Raw genomic sequence first — 20,530 nt, 5'->3', positions numbered from 1 at the left:
GGCAATTTTGGCTATTGGGCCTTAAAATAGAGGATTAATTCTAAATCCTTGATTTGTAATGAAATTGATTTTTATCCAAACCCTCTCAGTAGTAGCTCTGAGTGCACTAGTGAGTGCACCAGTATTTGCTGCACCCGATTTGGCAAACGGTAAAACCATTGATCAGCAAAAATGCTATGCCTGTCATGCCAAGAAATCCGGTTTTAGTAATGGCGACATGATTTATACGCGCAGCGATGGCAAGGTGAAGTCGATGGCCAATTTGAAGAAGATGGTGGGCCTTTGTAATACCGAGCTTCGCCTAGATCTTTTTCCTGAAGATGAGGCTGATGTTGTTGCCTATCTCAATCAACAGTTTTATAAATTCAAACCTTAACTTTTTATATAGTCGCTATGGATGTTGTCGATATCAATTCATTAAGCAAGTCAGTCCTTTGGGCGACTTTTGCTATTACTTTTTTGCTTGGTGCAGTGATGCAAAAGACTGGCTTTTGCAGCATGGGTGCAGTATCTGATGTATTCATCATGTCTAGCTGGGAGCGCTTAAGGCAGTGGTTTTTAGCCATTGGTGTAGCTATGATTGGTTTTGCCTTAATGTCTTATCTGGGCCTAGTTGATCCTCTGAAGAGTTTTTATACCGGCAATAAGTTTTTATGGCTCTCTACGATAGTAGGCAGTATTTTGTTTGGCTTTGGGATGGTCTTAGCGTCTGGTTGCGGTAGTAAGACTCTAGTGCGTATTGGTGGCGGTAATTTGAAGTCTGTAGTCGTCTTTATGGTCTTAGGTTTAACTGCCTATATGACGATGCGTGGCTTTTTGGGTGTCATCCGGATTAATACTTTGGATACCATCTTCATTGCATTTAATACGCCACAAGATTTGCCGAGTCTTCTGAGTGCTCCATTGGGAATGGCACGCTCACATCTTCATCTGGCTTTGGGTTTCATGATCGGCTTTGCATTCATTGCTTATGCGCTTGCTAGCAAAGCATTTTGGACTGCTAATAATTTATTTGCTGGGGTAGCGGTAGGTCTTGCTATCTGTGCAGTCTGGTGGGTATCTGGCAATCTAGGATATGTTGCTGAGGATCCCAATACGCTTGAGGAAGTATTCTTAGTCACCAACTCTGGTCGCATGGAGAGCTTATCTTTTGTAGCGCCATACGCATATTCTCTAGACTGGCTCATGATGTATAGCGATACCTCTAAAGTATTGACGGTTGGCATTGTTGCAGTGGTGGGGATGATCTTGGGCTCAGCATTTATCTCATTAGCCACAAAATCTTTTCGCTTTGAATCCTTTCGGGATGCCGAAGATACTGGCAATCATTTAGTGGGTGCTGCATTGATGGGGTTTGGTGGAGTTACTGCCTTAGGCTGCACTGTAGGTCAGGGTTTAAGTGGCATCTCTACCCTTGCAGTCGGCTCTCTGTTAGCTCTACCAGGTTTTATCTTTGGTGCCTACTTAGCACTCTGCTATCTCAAAATGCGCCATGCTCCTAACCCTTGCGCTTAATCAGACTAGACAAAATACATGCAAATTGATTGGCTCTCATTCACACCCATTCCTTCTTTGTTAGGGGGAATAATTCTGGGTGTTGCAGCAGCCCTTTATGTATTGTTTCATGGTCGAATTTTAGGTATCAGCGGAATTATTTCTGGTCTCTTGTGTCCCAAGTCAGGCGATCGCGCATGGCGCATGGCTTTGATTTTAGGATTACTCACTGCTCCATTATTGGCAGCATTATTTTTTGAAATACGTCCCATTGTTGAGGTAGAGGCTGATTGGCTTGCGGTAGTTATTGCCGGTCTTTTGGTGGGCTTAGGCACTCAATATGGCTCTGGTTGCACCAGTGGCCATGGTATTTGTGGACTCTCGCGTTTATCACCCCGTTCTTTAGTGGCTACGGTCTCGTTTATGACTGCTGGCTTTTTGATTGTTTTTGTTCTGCGTCATGTGATCGGAGGCTGATGTGAAAAGGCACTTCGGTTTGTTGAGTCAATATCTCATTGGCGTCCTCTTTGGGGTGGGCTTGATTATTTCTGGCATGAGCAATCCACAGAAAATTTTAGGATTTCTGGATTTAGCAGGAATGTGGGATCCATCCTTAATATTTGTCATGGCGGGTGCAGTGATTGTGGGTCTCGGCGGCTTTTACGTCGTCAGCAAAAGAACGGAAGCCTTCTTTGGCGGTGCCTTGCATATCCCCCAAAGACGAGACATCAGCAAACCCCTCATCATTGGTAGCCTGATATTTGGGGCAGGCTGGGGGATTGCTGGATTTTGCCCAGGCCCAGCCATCGTTGCTCTTGGTGCTGGCCACTTGAAGGCGCTGGTATTTGTGCTTGCGATGTTGGCTGGAATGGCGCTTTGCGACCGGTTCTTTGGCGCCCATAAACAGGCGGTCTAGTTCGGCCTGATTTAGAATCACTCCTATTCATAGTGTTAATTCTTAATTGAAGAGGGTGTCATGAGTCTTCCTATTACTTGTCATAACGATCAATTCGGCACACTTGGTCAAATTGATCCAAGCCATCTTGCTGAAATTGCTCAGCAAGGCTATAAAAGCGTCATCAATAATCGCCCTGACGGTGAAGGCGGTCCTGATCAGCCAAAGAATGCTGATATTCAAGCTGAAGCAGAAAAATTAGGCTTGCACTATGCCTACTTGCCAGTGGTGCCTAGCGCGATGACTGTTGAGCAAGTGAGAGAGATGGCACGTTTGTTAAACACGATGCCTAGTCCAGTTCTTGCATTTTGCCGATCAGGTGCTCGATCAACCAATTTATATCAACTTGCATTGCAAGTGAAATAAATCCATAGTACTGCATCACAATGCGCATCGCCATCCCAGAGGAGCGAAAGCTTGTTCATGAAATGATCATGCCCATTCGTTGGGGTGACATGGATACTTATGGACATGTTAACAACACTGTGTACTTTCGGTATATGGAGCAAGCGCGTGTTGAATGGATTACTTCAATGGGTTATCAGGTAGCTCCTGGGCGTGAGTCGATGTTGATGATGAACGGTTTTTGTAACTTCTATAAACAACTTTCTTACCCAGGTGAATTGATCCTCAAAACATCGATTGGTGCTATCGGTAGAACCAGTATGGATGTCTATACCAGCATGTCTTTAACCACTTCGCCTGAAGAAGAGGCTGCGATTGGTGGTGCTACGATGGTTTGGGTAGATCTCACTACCAATAAATCAGCGCCTTGGCCTGAACACATTTTGCAGAAGATTAGCTAACGCTGCGATATGCAACCTAGCAATCCGCATATTTTAAAGTTAGATCAATTTCTGACAGAGTTAGATCGTTTTGATCTCATTATTGATGTCAGATCCCCCGCTGAGTTTGCTCTCGATCACATTCCAGGCGCTGTCAACTACCCCGTTTTAGATAATGAAGAACGCGCCAAGATTGGTACTTTGTATAAGCAAGTTTCTCCTTTTGCAGCAAAGAAGCTGGGTGCCGCTTTAGTTTCTCGCAATATTGCTCATCATCTAGAAGACTATTTATTGGAAATGCCCCGTGAATGGCGACCATTGATTTATTGCTGGCGCGGTGGTGAGCGTAGCGGGGCGTTTACCCACATCCTTAATCGCATCGGCTGGAAAGCGATGCAGTTAGAAGGTGGTTATCAAGGGTTCAGAAGAACTGTGATTGATGGATTAGAGGCTGCAGCAAAGCAATTCTCTTTTCAAGTAATTTGTGGCATGACGGGTAGTGGTAAAACGAGAGTGCTCCAAGAAGCGCAGCAGTATGGTGCTCAGATCCTAGATTTAGAAGACCTCGCGATTCATCGTGGCTCGGTTTTAGGCAATGAGCCCAATATCGAGCAGCCTTCACAAAAAGGTTTTGAAACTGCGCTTTGGAATGCACTGCGCTCACTGGACCCAACTAAGCCCGTACTCGCAGAATCAGAAAGTAAAAAGGTAGGCGGTGTTCACATCCCCGATGCCTTGATGGAAAAGATTCGTAATGGCGCCTGCATTGAATTGAGATCAAGCACCCAAACACGGGTGTCATGGTTAATTCGTGAATACCATCATTTTTTAAGTGATACCGATAATTTCAAGCGTAAATTAGCACTGCTCACAGCACATTATGGAAAAGTGCAAATTGCTCAATGGAATGAAGCAATTGACGCAATGCAGTTTCAATCTTTAGTTGAAGAGTTGTTGGTTATGCACTATGACCCTTCCTATCAATCCTCGATCGTGCGCAACTTTCCTCGATATAAGATTGAGAATTTTGTACAACTTGAGAATGACAGTGATGAGGCCTTTGCTAAAGCAGCAAAGGCCATCGTGGCGAAGCTAAACCTAAATTAGCTAAAAGCTTGAATGCCGGTTTGAGCACGACCCAAAATGAGAGCGTGAATGTCATGTGTACCTTCGTAGGTATTCACAACCTCCAAGTTCATCATGTGACGCACCACGCCATACTCATCCGAGATGCCGTTACCACCATGCATATCACGTGCCATACGAGCAATCTCTAGAGACTTGCCGCAAGAGTTGCGTTTCATAATGGAGGTAATTTCAGGAGCAGCGATACCTTCGTCTTTCATGCGACCTAAACGCAAGCAACCTTGCAATCCGAGTGCAATCTCGGTTTGCATATCCGCTAATTTCTTTTGAATCAGTTGATTGGCAGCCAAGGGTTTGCCAAACTGCTTGCGATCTAAGGTGTATTGACGCGCTGCATGCCAGCACCATTCAGCTGCACCTAATGAGCCCCAAGAAATACCGTAACGTGCAGAGTTTAAGCAGGTGAAGGGTCCTTTCAGGCCAGTAACTTCTGGGAATTCATTTTCAGCGGGCACAAACACTTCATCCATCACAATTTCACCGGTAACAGAAGCGCGAAGACCCATCTTGCCACTGATCTTTGGAGCACTTAAGCCCTTCATCCCCTTTTCTAAGATGTAGCCGCGAATAACGCCTTCATCATTTTTAGCCCACACTACAAATACATCAGCGATTGGGGAGTTGGAGATCCACATCTTGGAACCCGTCAAAGAAAATCCACCGGGTACTTTCTTAGCGCGAGTAATCATGCCGCCAGCATCTGACCCATAGTTTGGTTCAGTTAAGCCAAAGCAGCCAATCCATTCGCCCGTGGCTAATTTAGGTAAGTACTTTTGCTTTTGTGCTTCACTACCAAACTCATTGATAGGCACCATCACCAATGAAGATTGCACGCTCATCATGGAGCGGTAACCAGAATCGACCCGCTCGATTTCACGAGCGATCAATCCGTAAGAGACGTAATTTAAATTGGCGCCGCCGTATTGTTCCGGAATGGTGATACCTAATAGACCGAGCTCACCCATCTCACGAAAGATAGAAGGGTCAGTAGTCTCGTTGCGATAGGCATCCAAAATGCGGGGCATGAGACGCCCTTGAGCGTATTCAGCGGCAGCATCACGGATCATGCGCTCTTCTTCAGTTAACTGGGTATCAAGTAAGAGGGGGTCTTCCCAATTAAAGCTGGCTTTGCTCATGTTTCTAGTTGTCCTATAGATTGTTTTCTGACCGCCTCCTGCGTAAGTTCAGGAATGCGGATATTCTTCATTCTATTATCCATTTTTCTTGACTTATGGACTCGCCGAGACGACACCATCGCTATTACGACCTGATTTTGGCTGCCTTTGTGGTCGTGCTACTGTGCTCGAACTTTATTGGTGCTGGTAAAGCGGCAGTGGTGAACTTGCCGTATTTTGGTGAATTGACCTTTGGCGGCGGTATTTTGTTTTTCCCGATCGCCTATTTCTTTGGTGACATCCTCACGGAAGTTTATGGTTACGCTTATGACCGTCGAGCTGCTTGGGCGGGATTTGCTGCCTTAGCATTTGCAGCCATCATGGCACAGATCGTGATTGCGTTACCAGTGGCACCCGGCACTTACATGGCCAACTATCAGCATGGTTTAGAAACCGTCTTTGGCAACTCTTGGCGCATTGCCCTGGCTTCCATGTTCTCATTTTGGTGCGGTAGTTTTGCCAATAGCTTTGTATTAGCCAAGATGAAAATTTGGACCCAAGGGCGTTTTTTATGGATGCGCACGATTGGTTCGACTGCAGTAGGGGAGATGGTTGATTCTTCATTCTTTTATATGTTGGCTTTTTATGGCATCTGGCCAACCCACGAAATTATCCAAGTAGCCTTAGCTCAATATGCTCTGAAAACGGCTTGGGAGGTTTTGGCGACACCTTTCACCTATTGGATCGTCAATTTCCTTAAGCGCAAAGAGAATGAGGATTATTACGATATCCACACGAATTTCACCCCATTTAGGGTCAAAGTCTAATCAGCACTTGATTTAAGGCTTTCCTGGCTCTAAACCGTTAAAATATCGTTCTTTGCTCCCAATACTGGGAGTATCTATTGAATTGAATTTCAGAAAGCTAGAAAACATCCGTGTTGTCCGCATCTAATATCACCATGCAGTTCGGGGCGAAGCCCTTGTTTGAAAATATTTCCGTGAAGTTTGGCGGTGGTAATCGTTATGGCCTCATTGGTGCCAACGGTTGCGGTAAGTCTACCTTCATGAAAATTCTGGGTGGCGAGTTAGAGCCAACTAGCGGTAATGTGAGCTTAGACCCCGGCATTCGTTTAGGTAAATTGCGTCAAGATCAGTTTGCTTATGAAGACGTGCGGGTACTCGATGTAGTGATGATGGGTCATGAGGAGATGTGGAAAGCTGCCGCTGAGCGTGATGCCATCTACGCCAACCCAGAGGCTACTGACGAAGACTACATGAAGGCTGCTGAGCTCGAGGGGAAGTACGCTGAGTATGGTGGCTATACCGCGGAAGCAAAAGCGGGTGAGTTGTTATTGGGTATTGGTATTCCGATTGAGCAACATGATGGCCCCATGAGCAACGTTGCTCCGGGTTGGAAATTGCGTGTCTTGCTTGCTCAAGCTTTGTTCTCAGATCCAGATGTCTTGCTCTTAGATGAGCCAACCAATAACTTGGATATTCACTCCATTCATTGGTTAGAAGATATTTTGAATGAGATCAAAAGCACGATCATCATCATTTCCCATGATCGCCACTTCCTTAATGAAGTTTGTACGCATATGGCCGATATGGACTATGGAACCTTGAAGGTCTATCCAGGAAACTACGACTCCTACATGCTGGCATCGGTTCAGGCACGAACACAACAGTTAAGCAATAACGTGAAAGCTAAAGAAAAAATTGCCGAATTAGCAGCTTTCGTAGCCCGCTTCTCAGCAAATGCTTCTAAAGCACGTCAGGCAACTTCACGCCAACGTCAGTTGGAGAAGATTGAAGTTGTTGAAGTAAAGCCATCCTCGCGTCAAAACCCATTCATTCGTTTTGATACTGAGAAAAAGCTGCATAACATGGCCGTCGAGTGCAATGCACTCACTAAGGCCTATGACCGCGTAATCTTCAAGAACTTTAAGTTAGGTGTGCGTGCTGGCGAAAAAATTGCCATCATTGGTCAAAACGGAGCAGGTAAGACAACACTTCTAAAAACTATTCTCAGCAAGCGCTTCGATGGTATCAGTGCGGATAGTGGAGATGTGAAGTGGGCAGAGAATGCGAACGTCGGCGTAATGCCGCAAGATAATACGGATATGTTTGCTAAAGATGAGTTGCTCATGGATTGGATGAATGAGTGGCGCAACACTGGTGACGATGATCAAGTCATTCGTGGCACTTTGGGGCGCCTCTTATTTTCCGGTGACGATATTGGTAAGTCAGTAAAAGTCCTTTCTGGTGGTGAAAAGGGCAGGATGATTTGGGGCAAACTCATGCTCCAAAAATATAACGTGCTAGCAATGGATGAGCCAACCAATCACATGGATATGGAATCGATTGAAAGTTTGCAAATTGCGCTTGAAAAATTTGATGGTACTTTAATCTTTGTTTCTCATGACCGTGAATTTGTTTCTGCTTTGGCTAACCGTATTTTGGAAGTGAAGATGGACGGTACGGTTGTCGATTACTCGGGTACTTACGAAGAATATTTACGTAGCCAGGAGTTAACTGGTTAAGCTGCTAAGTCAGTAATGGAGATTTAAAAAATAATAAGCCTGCGAAGATTACGCAGGCTTATTTTCTTTGGCCTGTCGCTGAAAGCGGGTAGCAGTACCATCCTCACGGATGCGCTTCCACACAGAGGCTTTTTCTGCATCAGAGAAAAAGACCCAATTACTCACCTCATGCAAGGTTCGGCCGCAGCCTTGGCAAATCTCATCGTAGAGAGTCGTACAGACTCCAATACAAGGTGAATCTGATTCATCATCTCCAGTTGATAAGGAGTGCGATCCATCTTGCACTTGGGGAGATTTAGGTTCGTTACTTCCAGAATTCATTGAAGTACTTTAGTCGATTTCAGCGGACTATGCTCGGCAAGCTCATCGACATAGGCACCAATGCCTTGGTGCTCACGATCTAGGAAATGTCCAATAGCCTTTGCAAATCTTGGGTCTTTAATAAAGTGGGCAGATTGCAGGGTGGTGGGTAAAAATCCGCGTGCCATTTTGTGCTCCCCTTGTGCACCCCCCTCAAATGTCTGAATCCCTTCTTTAATGCAGTATTCAATCGCCTGGTAATAAGCAGTCTCAAAGTGCAAACAAGGGATGCGTTCTAGTGCACCCCAATATCTGCCATAAGCTTTGGAAGATTGTTGATCAACCACTAGCAATGACGCAGCTATCGCAATTCCATTGCGCTCAGCCAGTATGAGGTGCAAGTTCTCTGGCATCTGCTTTACCCAGAGCTTGAAGAATGATTCGCTTAAGTAGGGACTCGAGTGGTGTTCTAAATAGGTATTTTGATAGCACTCAAAAAAGAATTCCCAATCTAGATCGCTTGAATCTTTTCCGGGCACATGCCTAAACGTAATAGCCTCTTTTGCGACTTGCTCACGTTCACGACGAATATTTTTACGGCGTTTCATAGTGAGCACTGATAGAAATTGATCAAAGTTCTGAAAATCTTGGTTATGCCAGTGAAACTGTACTGAATCTCGTAATAAGAAGCCTTGCTCTTTTAGATGGGCTACCTCATTAGGCATTGGGAATAGAATATGCGCCGATGAAAGATCATTGTCTGTCAACAAAGACTTGAGACCAGCAATCAATACCTTCCGAATTTCGGTAGCGCTTGAGTCAGCTCTACATAAGATACGTGAGCCCTGTACAGGGGTGAAGGGAATGGCGCAAAGTACCTTTGGATAATAGTTCAGGCCCTGTTGCTCGTAAGCCTGCGCCCATGACCAATCGAAGACAAACTCACCATAGGAATGCCGCTTTAAGTAGAGCGGCATTGCACCAACTAATTTACTTGCTTGTTTTAAAACAAGATGGGCTACTTGCCATCCCGTAATGCCGCCAACGCAACCGGTCTCTTCGAGGGCGCTTAAGAATTCATATCTCAGAAAAGGGCCAGCATCGACACCGAGGAGGGAATTCCAATCTGCGACAGATACATCAGATAGATGATCTAGTATTTCTAAAGAGTATTGTTCAGAGCCTGACACTGTTAGCGTTGAATGAATTCAATTTTGTAACCATCAGGATCTGTCACAAAAGCAATGATGGTATCTCCGCCCGCAACGGGTCCAGCTTCACGGGTGACGTTACCACCTGCCGCTTTAATCTTGTCGCAAGTAGCGTAGGCGTTAGGAACACCGATGGCAATATGACCATAGGCTGTACCCAAGTCATAAGAATGAACCCCATAGTTGAAGGTCAACTCAATCTCAGCCTGCCCATCGGCATTGCCTTTACCAAAGCCCACAAATGCCAAGGAGTACTTTTGCTCTGGACGCTCGGTAGTGCGCAATAAATTCATGCCGAGTACTTTAGTGTAAAAATCAATTGAGCGCTGGAGGTCGCCAACGCGTAACATCGTGTGTAGCATCATCATGATTTACATCGCTCCGTAGTTAGGGCCGCCACCACCTTCGGGGGTAATCCAAACAATGTTCTGACTTGGGTCTTTAATATCGCAGGTTTTGCAGTGGACGCAGTTTTGTGAATTAATCTGTAAGCGAGGTTGACCATCTGCTTCAATGTATTCATAAACGCCAGCAGGGCAGTAGCGTTGCTCTGGACCCGCATAGGTTTTGAGATTGAGGCTGACTGGAATCGTCGCATCTTTTAAGGTGAGGTGTATCGGTTGATTCTCAGCATGGTTCGTATTAGAAATAAATACTGAGGAGAGACGATCAAAGCTGATTTTGCCATCAGGTTTTGGATAATCTATAGGCTTGTGCTGCGCTGCTGGCTCTAAGCACTCATGATCAGCATGTTTGAGATGCACAGTCCAAGGCATATTGCCACCCAGCACTTTTTGCTCAAGACCAACCATCAGCGTTCCTAGGTAGAGTCCTTTCGACATCCAAGCTTTGAAGTTGCGCGCTTGATTGAGCTCAGTATGTAACCAGCTATTTTGGAAAGCAGCTGGATAGCCTGCCAAAATATCGGCAGAACGATTGTCATGAAGTGCTGCAACTGCAGCTTCTGCAGCCAGCATGCCTGTCTTAATTGCAGCGTGGCTACCTTTAATGCGTGAGGCATTTAAGAAGCCAGCAACGCAACCAATCAGTGCGCCACCCGGAAATACGGTTTTAGGAAGACTATTCAAGCCGCCGGCAGTAAGCGCCCGTGCACCATAAGCAATTCGTTTACCACCTTCAAATGTGTCTCGAATCTTCGGATGTAATTTATAGCGTTGGAATTCTTCAAAGGGTGAGAGGTAAGGGTTCTTATAGGAGAGGCCAACTACCAAACCAACTGCAACCTTGTTATCCCCTAAGTGATAGAGAAAGGAGCCACCATAGGTGTCACTTTCTAATGGCCAACCAGCGGTATGCACTACCAATCCAGGCTTGCTCTTGGAAGGCTCAACCTCCCAGAGTTCTTTAATGCCGATGCCATAACTTTGAGGATCAGAATCTTTATCTAAGGCGAACTTAGCAATTAACTGTTTACCAAGGTGGCCCCGAGCACCTTCAGCGAATAGGGTGTATTTGCCACGCAATTCCATACCTAGCTGAAATTGATCGGTAGGCTTACCTTCTTTATCTAAACCCATCGAGCCAGTGATCACGCCGCTGACTGCACCTTGTTCGTTGTACAAGATATCTGCTGCTGGAAAGCCTGGGAAAATTTCTACACCAAGTGCCTCAGCTTGTTCACCTAGCCAACGGGTTACGTTAGCCAAGCTCACAATATAGTTACCCTCATTTTTAAAGCATTCGGGCAAGATCCAGTTGGGAACTTGATATGAGTGATCTGCACTTAAAAATAGAAATTGATCTTGCGTGACTTCCGTAGTGAGTGGCGCCCCTAATTCTTTCCAGTTGGGAAAGAGTTCGTTTAACGCTTTAGGGTCCATGACAGCGCCAGACAAAATATGAGCGCCGATTTCAGAGCCTTTTTCTAAAACGCAAACGCTGATGTCATTGCCAGAAGCATTCGCAAGCTGCTTGGCTTTAATTGCTGCTGAAAGACCGGCTGGACCACCTCCAACAATAACCAGGTCGTAATCCATGGATTCTCTGGGCCCGAATTGTTCTAGTAGCTCCACCTGGTTCATGCAATTTCTCCGAGATTTCTTAAAAATAGGGTATTTCAGCCCAGATAGTTTAGTTCTAAGTGCTAAAAACCAATTTAGTGCCAGGACTATCAATGCTTAAAGCCCGAGGCGTTATGATTACTTTTTTACCCTTTTTGGCAATATTAGGACAAAAGTTATGAATAAAACTTACCCATCGGCGGTAGATGCCCTGCGGGATATCTTGAAGGATGGACAAAAGCTAGCGGTTGGTGGTTTTGGTCTTTGCGGAATCCCGGAGGCTCTGATCCAGGCGGTGAAAGATCTCGGAGCCCAAAATTTGACTGCCGTATCGAATAATGCAGGGGTGGATGGTTTTGGTCTTGGAATACTGCTGAATTCACGTCAAGTAAAAAAGATGGTTGCATCCTACGTTGGTGAAAACAAAGAATTTGAACGTCAATTTCTAGCTGGTGAGTTAGAACTGGAGTTCACGCCACAAGGAACTTTGGCCGAAAAATTGCGCGCTGGTGGATGCGGCATTCCTGCCTTCTACACCAAGACAGGTGTTGGCACCTTAGTTGCTGAAGGCAAAGAGGTAAAAGAATTTGATGGCGAAAAATACATTATGGAGCGCTCTATCGTTTCTGATATTTCCTTGGTGAAGGCTTGGAAAGCGGACCGCTCAGGAAATTTGGTCTATCGCCATACCGCTCGTAATTTCAATCCAGTAGTTGCGATGGCAGGAAAGATCACGGTTGCAGAGGTAGAAGAGATTGTTGAGAACGGTGTCTTGGATCCTGCTGAGATTCATACTCCAAGCATCTATGTGCATCGCTTGGTTATCAATAGCACCCCTGAAAAGCGTATAGAACAGCGCACACTTTCAGCGACTCGCTAGTTATCTAAAAGAACAATCAAAAGAATTTAGGAAGATCAATATGCCTTGGAATAGAGATGAGATGGCGGCAAGAGCCGCTAAACAATTAAAAGATGGTTTTTACGTGAACTTGGGAATTGGTATTCCCACTCTAGTGGCTAACCATGTGCCAGAGGGCATGGAAGTTTGGCTACAGTCTGAAAATGGTTTGTTAGGTATTGGACCGTTTCCAACAGAAGATCAGATTGATGCTGATTTAATTAATGCGGGCAAGCAGACTATTACGACCTTACCGGGCTCATCGATTTTTTCATCGGCTGATGCCTTTGGCATGATTCGTGGCGGCAAAATCAATATCGCTTTTTTAGGTGCCATGCAAGTGAGTGAGCATGGCGATATTGCGAATTGGATGATTCCAGGAAAAATGGTGAAGGGTATGGGCGGTGCCATGGATTTGGTCGCTGGCGTGAAACATGTCGTAGTACTCATGGAGCATGTAGCCAAGAAAAAAGATGGCACTGAAGAGCTTAAAATTTTGCCTAAGTGCACCTTGCCTTTGACAGGTGTAGGCGTCATTAGTCAGATCATCACAGATCTTTGTGTTCTTGACATCACCCCTCAGGGTTTGAAGTTAATCGAATTGGCTCCTGGCGTTACAAAAGAGGAAGTGATCGCCAAAACAGGTGCCCCTGTTGATACAACGGGTTTCTAACTACCGTCATCATTTAATGGAATAATGGGTTCACCATGTCGGGTTCCCATCATTCCAGCCACTCAAAACCGCAGAATTTATCTGGGGCAGACACTTCTCTGCATGCGCATAAAAAAGGGGATGCTAAGCATTCTCATAGCAAAGAAGTCTCCAATCAAAATCTCCTCTTCATTGCCTTAATTCTGACCTTAGGTTTTTCTGGGGTTGAAGGTGCAGCGGCTTACTTTGCAAATTCCTTAGCATTGATCTCAGATGCGGGTCATATGGTGACCGATGCAGCCGCCTTGGGTTTGGCACTCTTGGCGCAAATTATTTCTCGCAGGCCTCCCTCCCCAAAACATTCCTTTGGTTTCGGTAGAGCAGAAGCCTTAGCAGCATTTGTGAACAGCATTGTGATGCTGGCCTTAGTGGCTTGGATTGTGTTTGAAGCCATTAGTCGCTTCTATGATCCCCACAAGGTGGATGGACTAACGGTTACCATTGTGGCTGGCATTGGCCTTGTCATGAATATCGTAGTAGCTTGGGTTCTCTCACGTGATAAGAAGAGTGTGAACACTCGTGCAGCATTAGTCCATGTCATGGGTGACTTATTGGGTTCTGTAGCCGCACTGATTGCTGGTGTCGTGATTCAGCTCACCGGTTGGATGCCTATTGATGCGATTCTCTCTATCTTGGTCTCATTACTCATCCTCAAGTCAACGATTTCGATTTTGCATGAGTCCTATCACTTCTTAATGGAAGGTGTGCCACTGCATATTGATTATTTAGAAGTAGGTAAAGATTTAAAGAATGTTCCTGGTGTATTGGCTGTACATGATTTACACGTATGGGAAATGACACCTAGCTTTCCTGCGCTGATAGGCCATATTGAGATAGCAAATATTCGCGAGTGGCCAGAGATTATGGTCAGAATTAACACCATGCTCTTAGATAAGCATGGGATCGATCATGTCACCTTGCAACCCGAAGAGGTGGGTGACTTACATGATCATGACGACGCTTCTGAATCCCATCAATCACCCCAGAGTGCAAACGTCTTACATGATGGTGATACCTTCTTTGTGCAGTGCTCCAGTGGTGATGCGCAGCATCGTATGGCATATCACGCATGGGGCGACCCCAATAACCCTAAGGTATTGCTTTGTGTTCATGGCTTAACTCGGCGCGGGAGCGACTTTAAAACCCTTGCGCAAGCGATGTGCAAAGACTATTACGTAGTTTGTCCTGACGTCGTTGGTCGCGGCGATTCAGATCGATTAAGTAATCCGATGCTGTACGCCATTCCACAATATGTTGCAGATATTACCGAGCTTGTTAAAAAACTAGGTGTATCACAGGTCGATTGGTTTGGTACTTCAATGGGCGGCTTGATCGGTATGGTCTATGCCGCGATGCCGCAGTCTCCTATTCGGAGAATGTTGATTAATGATGTCGGACCCAAAATTGAGCCTGAAGCCATCAAGCGTTTAGGCTCTTATGTCGGTCAGCCATTTGCTTTTGCTAATCGTGCTGATGCGCTGACTCGTTTGAATCAGATCTGCGCTTCTTTTGGCGTTCATAGCCCTGAAGAGTGGGAGATTTATAACGGACCCATGTTGATTCAGCGCGATGGCGTGTGGATTATGCACTATGACCCGAATATCTCGGTGCCATTTGCTGCTGTAAACCCCATCATGGCGAAGGCTGGCGAGATGGCGATGTGGCATGCCTTTAAGCAGATTCATATTCCGATGCTGATTGTGCGGGGTGGCGATTCTGATTTGCTATCTGCAGCAACGGTTGCTGAAATGTGTAAAGTGAATCCACATGCGCGTAGTATTGAAATTCCCAATGTTGGTCATGCCCCCGCATTTGTGAAGCCAGAGCAGATTGCTTTAGCAAAAGAATTTTTCAGTTAATCTTTTTTAGTTCATTTTTTGCCTATGGCAAATCTTCCTGCCTCTCTAGTTAAAACCGAAAAAGTGGCTCTATTTCAGGATGCCTGGTTTGGTGAACCTGCAGAGTCACACGCAGAAGGCGTTTCACAAATTCTGCAGTCCCTAAATTTAGACGAAGCCACTTTAATTGCAGCAAATAATATTGCTCGCACTCATGGTAAAGAGGCCCTCATCAAACTGATTGGTGAGGAGTCGGCCAAACTCCTGATTGGCTATCGCGGTTTGCGACATGCACAAGCAAAACTGGTTCGCGAAGATGGCGGTCTGAGTGTCTCTGGTCAAGAAGAAATGTTACGCAAGATGCTCTTAGCATTTGGTGATGACTTACGTGTAGTACTGATTTATCTCGCCTCGCGTTTGCAAACTCTCCGTTGGGTTACACAAGAACAACTGGAAATGCCAGGCGCTTGGGCCCAAGAGATTCTCAGTATTGATGCATCTTTGGCAAATCGTTTGGGTATTTGGCAAATGAAGTGGGAGATGGAAGATCTGGCCTTCCGCGTTCTATCGCCGTTGGTCTACCGCGATATTGCCAAGATGCTGGATGCAAAACGCATAGAACGACAGGCTTTTATTGAACGCATTGTGCGTGAAATTAGGGAAGAGTTAAAGGCTGCCCATATACAGGGCGAAGTCTTGGGCAGGCCAAAACACATCTACAGTATTTGGAAAAAGATGCAAGGCAAGTCTCTTGACTTTGCTAATCTGTATGACGTCAGGGCATTTAGAGTTTTAGTAGATGATGTCAAAACCTGTTATGCCGTTTTAGGCATTCTGCATAACGTCTGGCAACCTGTGCCACGCGAGTTTGATGACTACATTGCAAGACCTAAGCCTAACGGCTATCAATCGCTGCATACCGTAGTGATGAATGAAGACGGCACTGCATTTGAAATTCAGGTGCGCACCCATGAGATGCATCAACAGGCAGAGTATGGTCTAGCTGCTCACTGGCGTTACAAAGAGGGCGCTTATGTTGGTATGGCTACGCCACCCAATCTTGCGAAGCCTAACAAACCCAGCACCCATCATCAACTGGGTACCCATAGTGCAGAGGTAGCCTATGAAAGACAGATTGCCTGGGCTAGGCAGCTGATCTCTTGGAAAGAAGATGCTTGGGATCAGCTCAAGCATCACGAGATTGATGATCATATTTATGTACTCACGCCCTTAGGTAAAGTTATTTCTTTAGAGAAGGGCTCAACCCCTATTGATTTTGCTTACGCGGTTCATACCAATTTAGGTCATCGTTGTCGCGGAGCACGTGTTGATGGTGCCATGGTTCCCCTGGAAACTGCATTACAAAACGGACAGACTGTTGAAATCATTGCAGTCAAGCATGGTGGCCCATCGCGCGATTGGATTAGTCCAGATAAACACTACATACGGTCTCAAAGAGCGCGTCAACGCGTACGCGCTTGGTTTAATGCACTCGATGATGAAGAGGCCGGTCAGATTGTAAAAGCTCCCGATAGTAAGTCTGATATCGCCATTGATCCGAAATCTGCTGCTCCAGAAATTATTCTGCGGAGCAGTAGTCGTAAAACAGGGCAGAGTGGTGATGTTTTAGTGGTGGGGGTTGATTCTTTATTAACGCAATTAGCGCGTTGCTGTAGGCCCGTACCACCAGACTTGATTGCAGGATTTGTGACCCAAGGAAGAGGGGTGTCGATTCATCGACGTTCCTGCAAAACGTTTCGAGGGCTTTTAGAGCGAGCGCCTGAGAGAGTGATTCAGACGGCTTGGACTGCATCAGCTGCCGACCCTGTGTTGAATTCTGAGCAAAAGCGCGTCTTCCCAGCAGATTTAGTAGTGAGCGGCTTGGATCGACCTGAGCTCATGAGAGAGTTGTTTGAGATCCTGACTCGCCAAGGTGTTCATGTGATTGATTTACGCAAATCAGCCAAAAAGGGCTTGGCACAGATCCTTTTAACCGTTGAAGTCAAGGATTCTGAAGTCTTGAGGGGAGTTCAAAATAGCTTAGAAGAGGTTAAAGGGGTCACCCAAGTGCGTCGCCGGTGATAAACTCTCAGGCTGTATAGGCTCGTAGCTCAGCTGGTTAGAGCACCACCTTGACATGGTGGGGGTCGTTGGTTCGAGTCCAATCGAGCCTACCAACGAATAATGACCCAGAGGCGCGGTTGCCCATAAGCTACCGCGCTTTCTTTTTAAGATGATGTAGTGAAGCTGAAGTTCAGTTAATAAGATGGAGCTGTCATGCCAGTAGTTACTCTGCCCGATGGATCAAAACGTGAGTTTGATGCTCCCGTTCGTGTAGCGGATGTTGCCCAAAGCATTGGTAGTGGCCTTGCCAAAGCTGCTCTGGGTGGCATCGTCGATGGCAAGATGGTTGATACCAGCTTTATGATCAATCAAGATAGTCAGCTCGCCATCATCACGGATAAAAGTCCAGAGGCATTAGAAATCGTTCGTCACTCTACGGCTCATTTGTTGGCCTATGCTGTTAAAGAACTCTTTCCTGAAGCGCAAGTGACGATTGGCCCAGTAGTTGATAACGGCTTCTATTACGATTTCTCTTATCGCCGCCCGTTTACTCCAGATGACCTAGCGGCACTTGAAAAGAAAATGACTGAGCTCGCTAAAAAAGATGAGCCAGTAGTGCGCAGTGTTCTGCCGCGCGATGAAGCGGTGAAATTCTTCAAAGATCAAGGCGAACATTACAAAGCTGAAATTATTGCCAGCATTCCGCAAAATGAAGATGTATCTCTCTATGCTGAAGGCAAGTTCACTGATTTATGTCGTGGACCACACGTACCATCCACTGGTAAGTTGAAGGTATTTAAGCTGATGAAGCTTGCTGGTGCTTATTGGCGTGGCGATAGTAAGAATGAGATGTTGCAGCGTATTTACGGTACTGCTTGGTTACGCAAAGAAGATCAAGATGCCTATTTACATATGTTGGAAGAGTCTGAGAAACGTGATCATCGTCGTCTCGGTAAACAACTGGATTTATTCCATTTTCAAGAAGAAGCGCCCGGTTTAATTTTCTGGCACCCAAAAGGCTGGTCTATTTGGCAAGAGGTTGAGCAATACATGCGTCGCGTGTATCAGAACGAGGGCTATCAAGAAGTCAAAGCCCCGCAAATCCTAGACCGCACCCTTTGGGAAAAATCCGGTCACTGGGAAAACTACAAAGAGAATATGTTCACGACGGAGTCAGAGAATCGCGCTTATGCCTTAAAGCCGATGAACTGTCCTGGTCACGTTCAAATTTATAACTCTGGCTTGCATAGCTATCGCGAGTTGCCATTACGTTTTGGTGAGTTTGGGCAATGTCATCGTAATGAACCATCTGGTGCCTTGCATGGTTTGATGCGGGTGCGGGGTTTTACGCAAGATGACGGTCATATTTTCTGTACCGAAGATCAGATTCAGTCTGAAGTGGCTAATTTTGATAAGGCAGTGCGTGCTGTGTACCAAGATTTCGGCTTTACCGAAGTAGCGGTGAAGTTGGCCTTGCGTCCTGCCAAGCGAGTTGGTGAAGATGCGATCTGGGATAAAGCGGAAGAAGCTTTGCGTGGCGCCTTGAAGGCTTCCGGTCAAGAATGGGAAGAATTGCCTGGCGAGGGTGCTTTTTATGGTCCAAAGATCGAATATCACCTCAAAGACTCGATTGGCCGAACTTGGCAATGCGGCACGATTCAGGTGGATTTTTCAATGCCAGCCCGTCTTGGGGCTGAATATGTGGCCGAAGACAATAGCCGCAAGACCCCAGTGATGCTCCATAGGGCAATTGTGGGTTCTTTAGAGCGTTTTATCGGTATTTTGATCGAAAACCACGCTGGAAACATGCCGGTTTGGCTTGCTCCGACCCAGGCTGTAGTCCTCAATATCTCCGGAAATTCTGCTGCATATGCACAACAAGTGCAGCAATTGCTGAAAAAACAAGGGTTTAGAGTGGAATCTGATTTGCGGAACGAGAAGATTACGTATAAAATACGCGAGCACGCATTACAGAAGATCCCATTTTTGCTGGTTGTTGGTGATAAAGAGTCTGAAAGTAATACGGTGGCCGTTCGTGCCCGTGGCGGAGTGGATTTGGGTGTAATGCCTATTGATGCCTTCGTTGCCCGACTCCAGCAGGATATATCCCAAAAAGTCGGACCCGAGCCTAGCTAGGGCTCAGGTGGATATTTGTACGGTTTGTTATTGAATTTTTAAAGGAATAAAGAAGATCGCTACTGAAAAATTGCAGCGCATTAACCGGGAAATTACTGCTCCTGAAGTGCGTTTGATTGGAATTGATGGAGAGCCCATCGGTGTAGTTAAGTTGAGTGAAGCCTTGGCAGCAGCAGAAGAGAAAGAGACCGATTTGGTTGAAATTGCTCCAACAGCTGTACCACCTGTAGTCCGGATTATGGACTTTGGCAAATTCAAGTACCAAGAAGCGAAGCGGATGCACGAAGCTAAGCTGAAGCAAAAAGTGATTCAGGTGAAGGAAGTTAAATTCCGTCCCGGCACTGATGATGGTGACTACGGTGTGAAGCTACGCAATTTAATCCGCTTTTTGGAAGATGGGGATAAAACAAAGATTACGCTGCGCTTTCGGGGTCGTGAAATGGCCCACCAAGAAATCGGAGCAAGAATGTTGGAACGTTTGAAGTTGGACTTACAAGAGTTTGGTCAAGTTGAACAGTTTCCAAAAATGGAGGGTCGCCAGATGGTGATGGTATTAGCCCCCATTCGTAAGGCTAAGTAACTAGGTTCTACCTGGTTCTGATGTAGCGAGGCACTTTTGTAATTACTGAAGGTGCTGGTAGTGAGAAGTGCTTCTGGGTACAGGAAGAGTAACCGTCGGTTACCACCTATGTTGCACAAGCAGAAGAAGGGGTGCTTTATGCCCAAGATGAAGAGCAAGAGTAGCGCGAAGAAGCGCTTCACGGTTCGCGCAGGCGGAACGATCAAACGAGGTCAGGCTTTCAAACGCCACATCCTCACCAAGAAGACCACAAAGAACAAGCGTCATTTGCGTGGTTCCACAGAAGTTGCGAAAGCTGACGTTAAGTCAATTCGCTCCATGCTTCCTTACGCTTAACCTCAGACTAGATTAGGAGAATTCAATGCCAAGAGTCAAACGTGGGGTTACAGCAAGAGCCCGTCATAAGAAAATTACCGATGCCGCAACAGGTTACCGCGGTCGTCGTAAAAACGTATTCCGGATTGCTAAGCAAGCGGTTATGCGTGCTGGTCAATATGCCTATCGTGACCGTCGCAACAAGAAACGTGTATTCCGCGCTTTGTGGATTGCTCGTATCAATGCGGCAGTACGTGAGCATGACATGACCTATAGCGTATTCATGAATGGCATGAAGAAGGCTGCGATCGAACTTGACCGCAAGGTGCTTTCTGATATGGCCATTGCTGACAAAGCTGCTTTCGCTGCTTTGGTTACTCGGATCAAATCCGTAGTAAGCGCTGCAGCTTAATTC

22 protein-coding genes and 1 tRNA gene are annotated in these 20,530 nt (G+C 46.0%); 18 read left to right on the top strand and 5 right to left on the bottom strand.

What is annotated here, in order from left to right; all coding sequences use genetic code 11:
- Positions 1-58: 58 nt before the first annotated feature.
- Genes AOC29_RS06095 through mnmH form a run of 7 tightly spaced genes read left to right on the top strand, consistent with a single transcriptional unit; the run spans position 59 to position 4,341 of the window.
- Positions 59-376 (top strand): hypothetical protein, encoded by a 318-nt coding sequence (locus AOC29_RS06095; protein WP_215294770.1) that lies wholly within the window; start codon positions 59-61, stop codon positions 374-376.
- Positions 377-393: 17 nt separating this feature from the next.
- Positions 394-1,515: a YeeE/YedE family protein gene (locus AOC29_RS06090; RefSeq protein ID WP_215294768.1), complete on the top strand. Its 1,122-nt coding sequence runs from the start codon at positions 394-396 to the stop codon at positions 1,513-1,515.
- Between the two features lie 18 nt (positions 1,516-1,533).
- On the top strand, positions 1,534-1,971 hold the full coding sequence (locus tag AOC29_RS06085) for a YeeE/YedE family protein (RefSeq protein ID WP_215294766.1): 438 nt from the start codon (positions 1,534-1,536) through the stop codon (positions 1,969-1,971).
- A 1-nt stretch (position 1,972) separates the two neighbouring features.
- Positions 1,973-2,410, top strand: coding sequence for a DUF6691 family protein (locus AOC29_RS06080; RefSeq protein WP_215294764.1), 438 nt, complete (start codon positions 1,973-1,975; stop codon positions 2,408-2,410).
- 60 nt (positions 2,411-2,470) lie between these two features.
- Positions 2,471-2,815 carry a TIGR01244 family sulfur transferase gene (locus AOC29_RS06075; RefSeq protein WP_215294762.1) on the top strand — a complete coding sequence of 115 codons (345 nt, stop codon included), beginning with the start codon at positions 2,471-2,473 and terminating at the stop codon, positions 2,813-2,815.
- Positions 2,816-2,835: 20 nt separating this feature from the next.
- Positions 2,836-3,255 carry a thioesterase family protein gene (locus AOC29_RS06070; RefSeq protein WP_215294760.1) on the top strand — a complete coding sequence of 140 codons (420 nt, stop codon included), beginning with the start codon at positions 2,836-2,838 and terminating at the stop codon, positions 3,253-3,255.
- 9 nt (positions 3,256-3,264) lie between these two features.
- Complete coding sequence (gene mnmH / locus AOC29_RS06065; RefSeq protein ID WP_215294758.1) at positions 3,265-4,341, top strand: tRNA 2-selenouridine(34) synthase MnmH; 1,077 nt, start codon at positions 3,265-3,267, stop codon at positions 4,339-4,341.
- On the opposite strand, the gene AOC29_RS06060 is transcribed toward mnmH, so the two are convergent.
- A complete protein-coding gene (locus AOC29_RS06060) occupies positions 4,338-5,516 on the bottom strand; it encodes an acyl-CoA dehydrogenase (protein WP_215294756.1) in 1,179 nt (392 codons plus the stop codon). The two genes, mnmH and AOC29_RS06060, sit on opposite strands and share 4 nt — an antisense overlap.
- A 95-nt stretch (positions 5,517-5,611) precedes the next feature.
- Between AOC29_RS06060 and AOC29_RS06055 the strand changes: the two genes are divergently transcribed.
- The gene (locus AOC29_RS06055) at positions 5,612-6,322 is read left to right on the top strand and encodes a queuosine precursor transporter (RefSeq protein ID WP_215294754.1); all 711 of its coding nucleotides are present in this window, start codon (positions 5,612-5,614) and stop codon (positions 6,320-6,322) included.
- Between the two features lie 110 nt (positions 6,323-6,432).
- On the top strand, positions 6,433-8,040 hold the full coding sequence (locus AOC29_RS06050) for an ABC-F family ATPase (protein ID WP_215294752.1): 1,608 nt from the start codon (positions 6,433-6,435) through the stop codon (positions 8,038-8,040).
- Between the two features lie 48 nt (positions 8,041-8,088).
- Here AOC29_RS06050 and AOC29_RS06045 read toward each other — a convergent pair whose 3' ends face one another.
- The 4 genes from AOC29_RS06045 to AOC29_RS06030 are packed head-to-tail and all read right to left on the bottom strand — an operon-like array spanning position 8,089 to position 11,593.
- On the bottom strand, positions 8,089-8,361 hold the full coding sequence (locus tag AOC29_RS06045) for a DUF1289 domain-containing protein (RefSeq protein ID WP_215294750.1): 273 nt from the start codon (positions 8,359-8,361) through the stop codon (positions 8,089-8,091).
- Complete coding sequence (locus AOC29_RS06040) at positions 8,358-9,530, bottom strand: GNAT family N-acetyltransferase (protein WP_215294749.1); 1,173 nt, start codon at positions 9,528-9,530, stop codon at positions 8,358-8,360. Before AOC29_RS06040 ends, AOC29_RS06045 begins: the two co-directional genes overlap by 4 nt.
- Positions 9,531-9,532: 2 nt before the next feature.
- Positions 9,533-9,919: a lactoylglutathione lyase gene (gene gloA, locus AOC29_RS06035; protein WP_215294747.1), complete on the bottom strand. Its 387-nt coding sequence runs from the start codon at positions 9,917-9,919 to the stop codon at positions 9,533-9,535.
- A 3-nt stretch (positions 9,920-9,922) separates the two neighbouring features.
- Positions 9,923-11,593 carry an electron transfer flavoprotein-ubiquinone oxidoreductase gene (locus AOC29_RS06030; RefSeq protein WP_215294745.1) on the bottom strand — a complete coding sequence of 557 codons (1,671 nt, stop codon included), beginning with the start codon at positions 11,591-11,593 and terminating at the stop codon, positions 9,923-9,925.
- A 157-nt stretch (positions 11,594-11,750) separates the two neighbouring features.
- On the opposite strand from AOC29_RS06030, the gene AOC29_RS06025 reads away from it, so the two are divergent.
- From AOC29_RS06025 to rplT, 9 genes are all read left to right on the top strand, one after another.
- Entirely contained in the window at positions 11,751-12,452 is a 702-nt protein-coding gene (locus AOC29_RS06025; RefSeq protein WP_215294743.1) for a CoA transferase subunit A, read from the top strand.
- A 40-nt stretch (positions 12,453-12,492) separates the two neighbouring features.
- A complete protein-coding gene (locus AOC29_RS06020; protein WP_215294741.1) occupies positions 12,493-13,143 on the top strand; it encodes a CoA transferase subunit B in 651 nt (216 codons plus the stop codon).
- Positions 13,144-13,178: 35 nt separating this feature from the next.
- Positions 13,179-15,041, top strand: coding sequence for an alpha/beta fold hydrolase (locus tag AOC29_RS11410; protein WP_215294739.1), 1,863 nt, complete (start codon positions 13,179-13,181; stop codon positions 15,039-15,041).
- A 24-nt stretch (positions 15,042-15,065) separates the two neighbouring features.
- Entirely contained in the window at positions 15,066-17,102 is a 2,037-nt protein-coding gene (locus AOC29_RS06010) for a bifunctional (p)ppGpp synthetase/guanosine-3',5'-bis(diphosphate) 3'-pyrophosphohydrolase (protein WP_215294737.1), read from the top strand.
- A gap of 18 nt (positions 17,103-17,120) precedes the next feature.
- Positions 17,121-17,197, top strand: a tRNA-Val gene (locus AOC29_RS06005).
- 100 nt (positions 17,198-17,297) lie between these two features.
- Entirely contained in the window at positions 17,298-19,220 is a 1,923-nt protein-coding gene (thrS, locus tag AOC29_RS06000) for a threonine--tRNA ligase (RefSeq protein ID WP_215294735.1), read from the top strand.
- A 55-nt stretch (positions 19,221-19,275) separates the two neighbouring features.
- Positions 19,276-19,800, top strand: a complete 525-nt coding sequence (infC, locus tag AOC29_RS05995; protein WP_191904683.1) for a translation initiation factor IF-3 — start codon at positions 19,276-19,278, stop codon at positions 19,798-19,800.
- Positions 19,801-19,938: 138 nt separating this feature from the next.
- On the top strand, positions 19,939-20,136 hold the full coding sequence (gene rpmI / locus AOC29_RS05990) for a 50S ribosomal protein L35 (RefSeq protein WP_011902674.1): 198 nt from the start codon (positions 19,939-19,941) through the stop codon (positions 20,134-20,136).
- Between the two features lie 25 nt (positions 20,137-20,161).
- Positions 20,162-20,527 carry a 50S ribosomal protein L20 gene (gene rplT, locus AOC29_RS05985; protein WP_215294733.1) on the top strand — a complete coding sequence of 122 codons (366 nt, stop codon included), beginning with the start codon at positions 20,162-20,164 and terminating at the stop codon, positions 20,525-20,527.
- Positions 20,528-20,530: the final 3 nt, after the last annotated feature.

This window comes from Polynucleobacter sp. JS-JIR-5-A7 (assembly GCF_018687935.1).
Classification (GTDB): domain Bacteria; phylum Pseudomonadota; class Gammaproteobacteria; order Burkholderiales; family Burkholderiaceae; genus Polynucleobacter.
The sequence above is the reverse complement of the archived record's forward strand: the minus strand, read 5'-3'. Positions and strand labels throughout refer to the sequence as shown.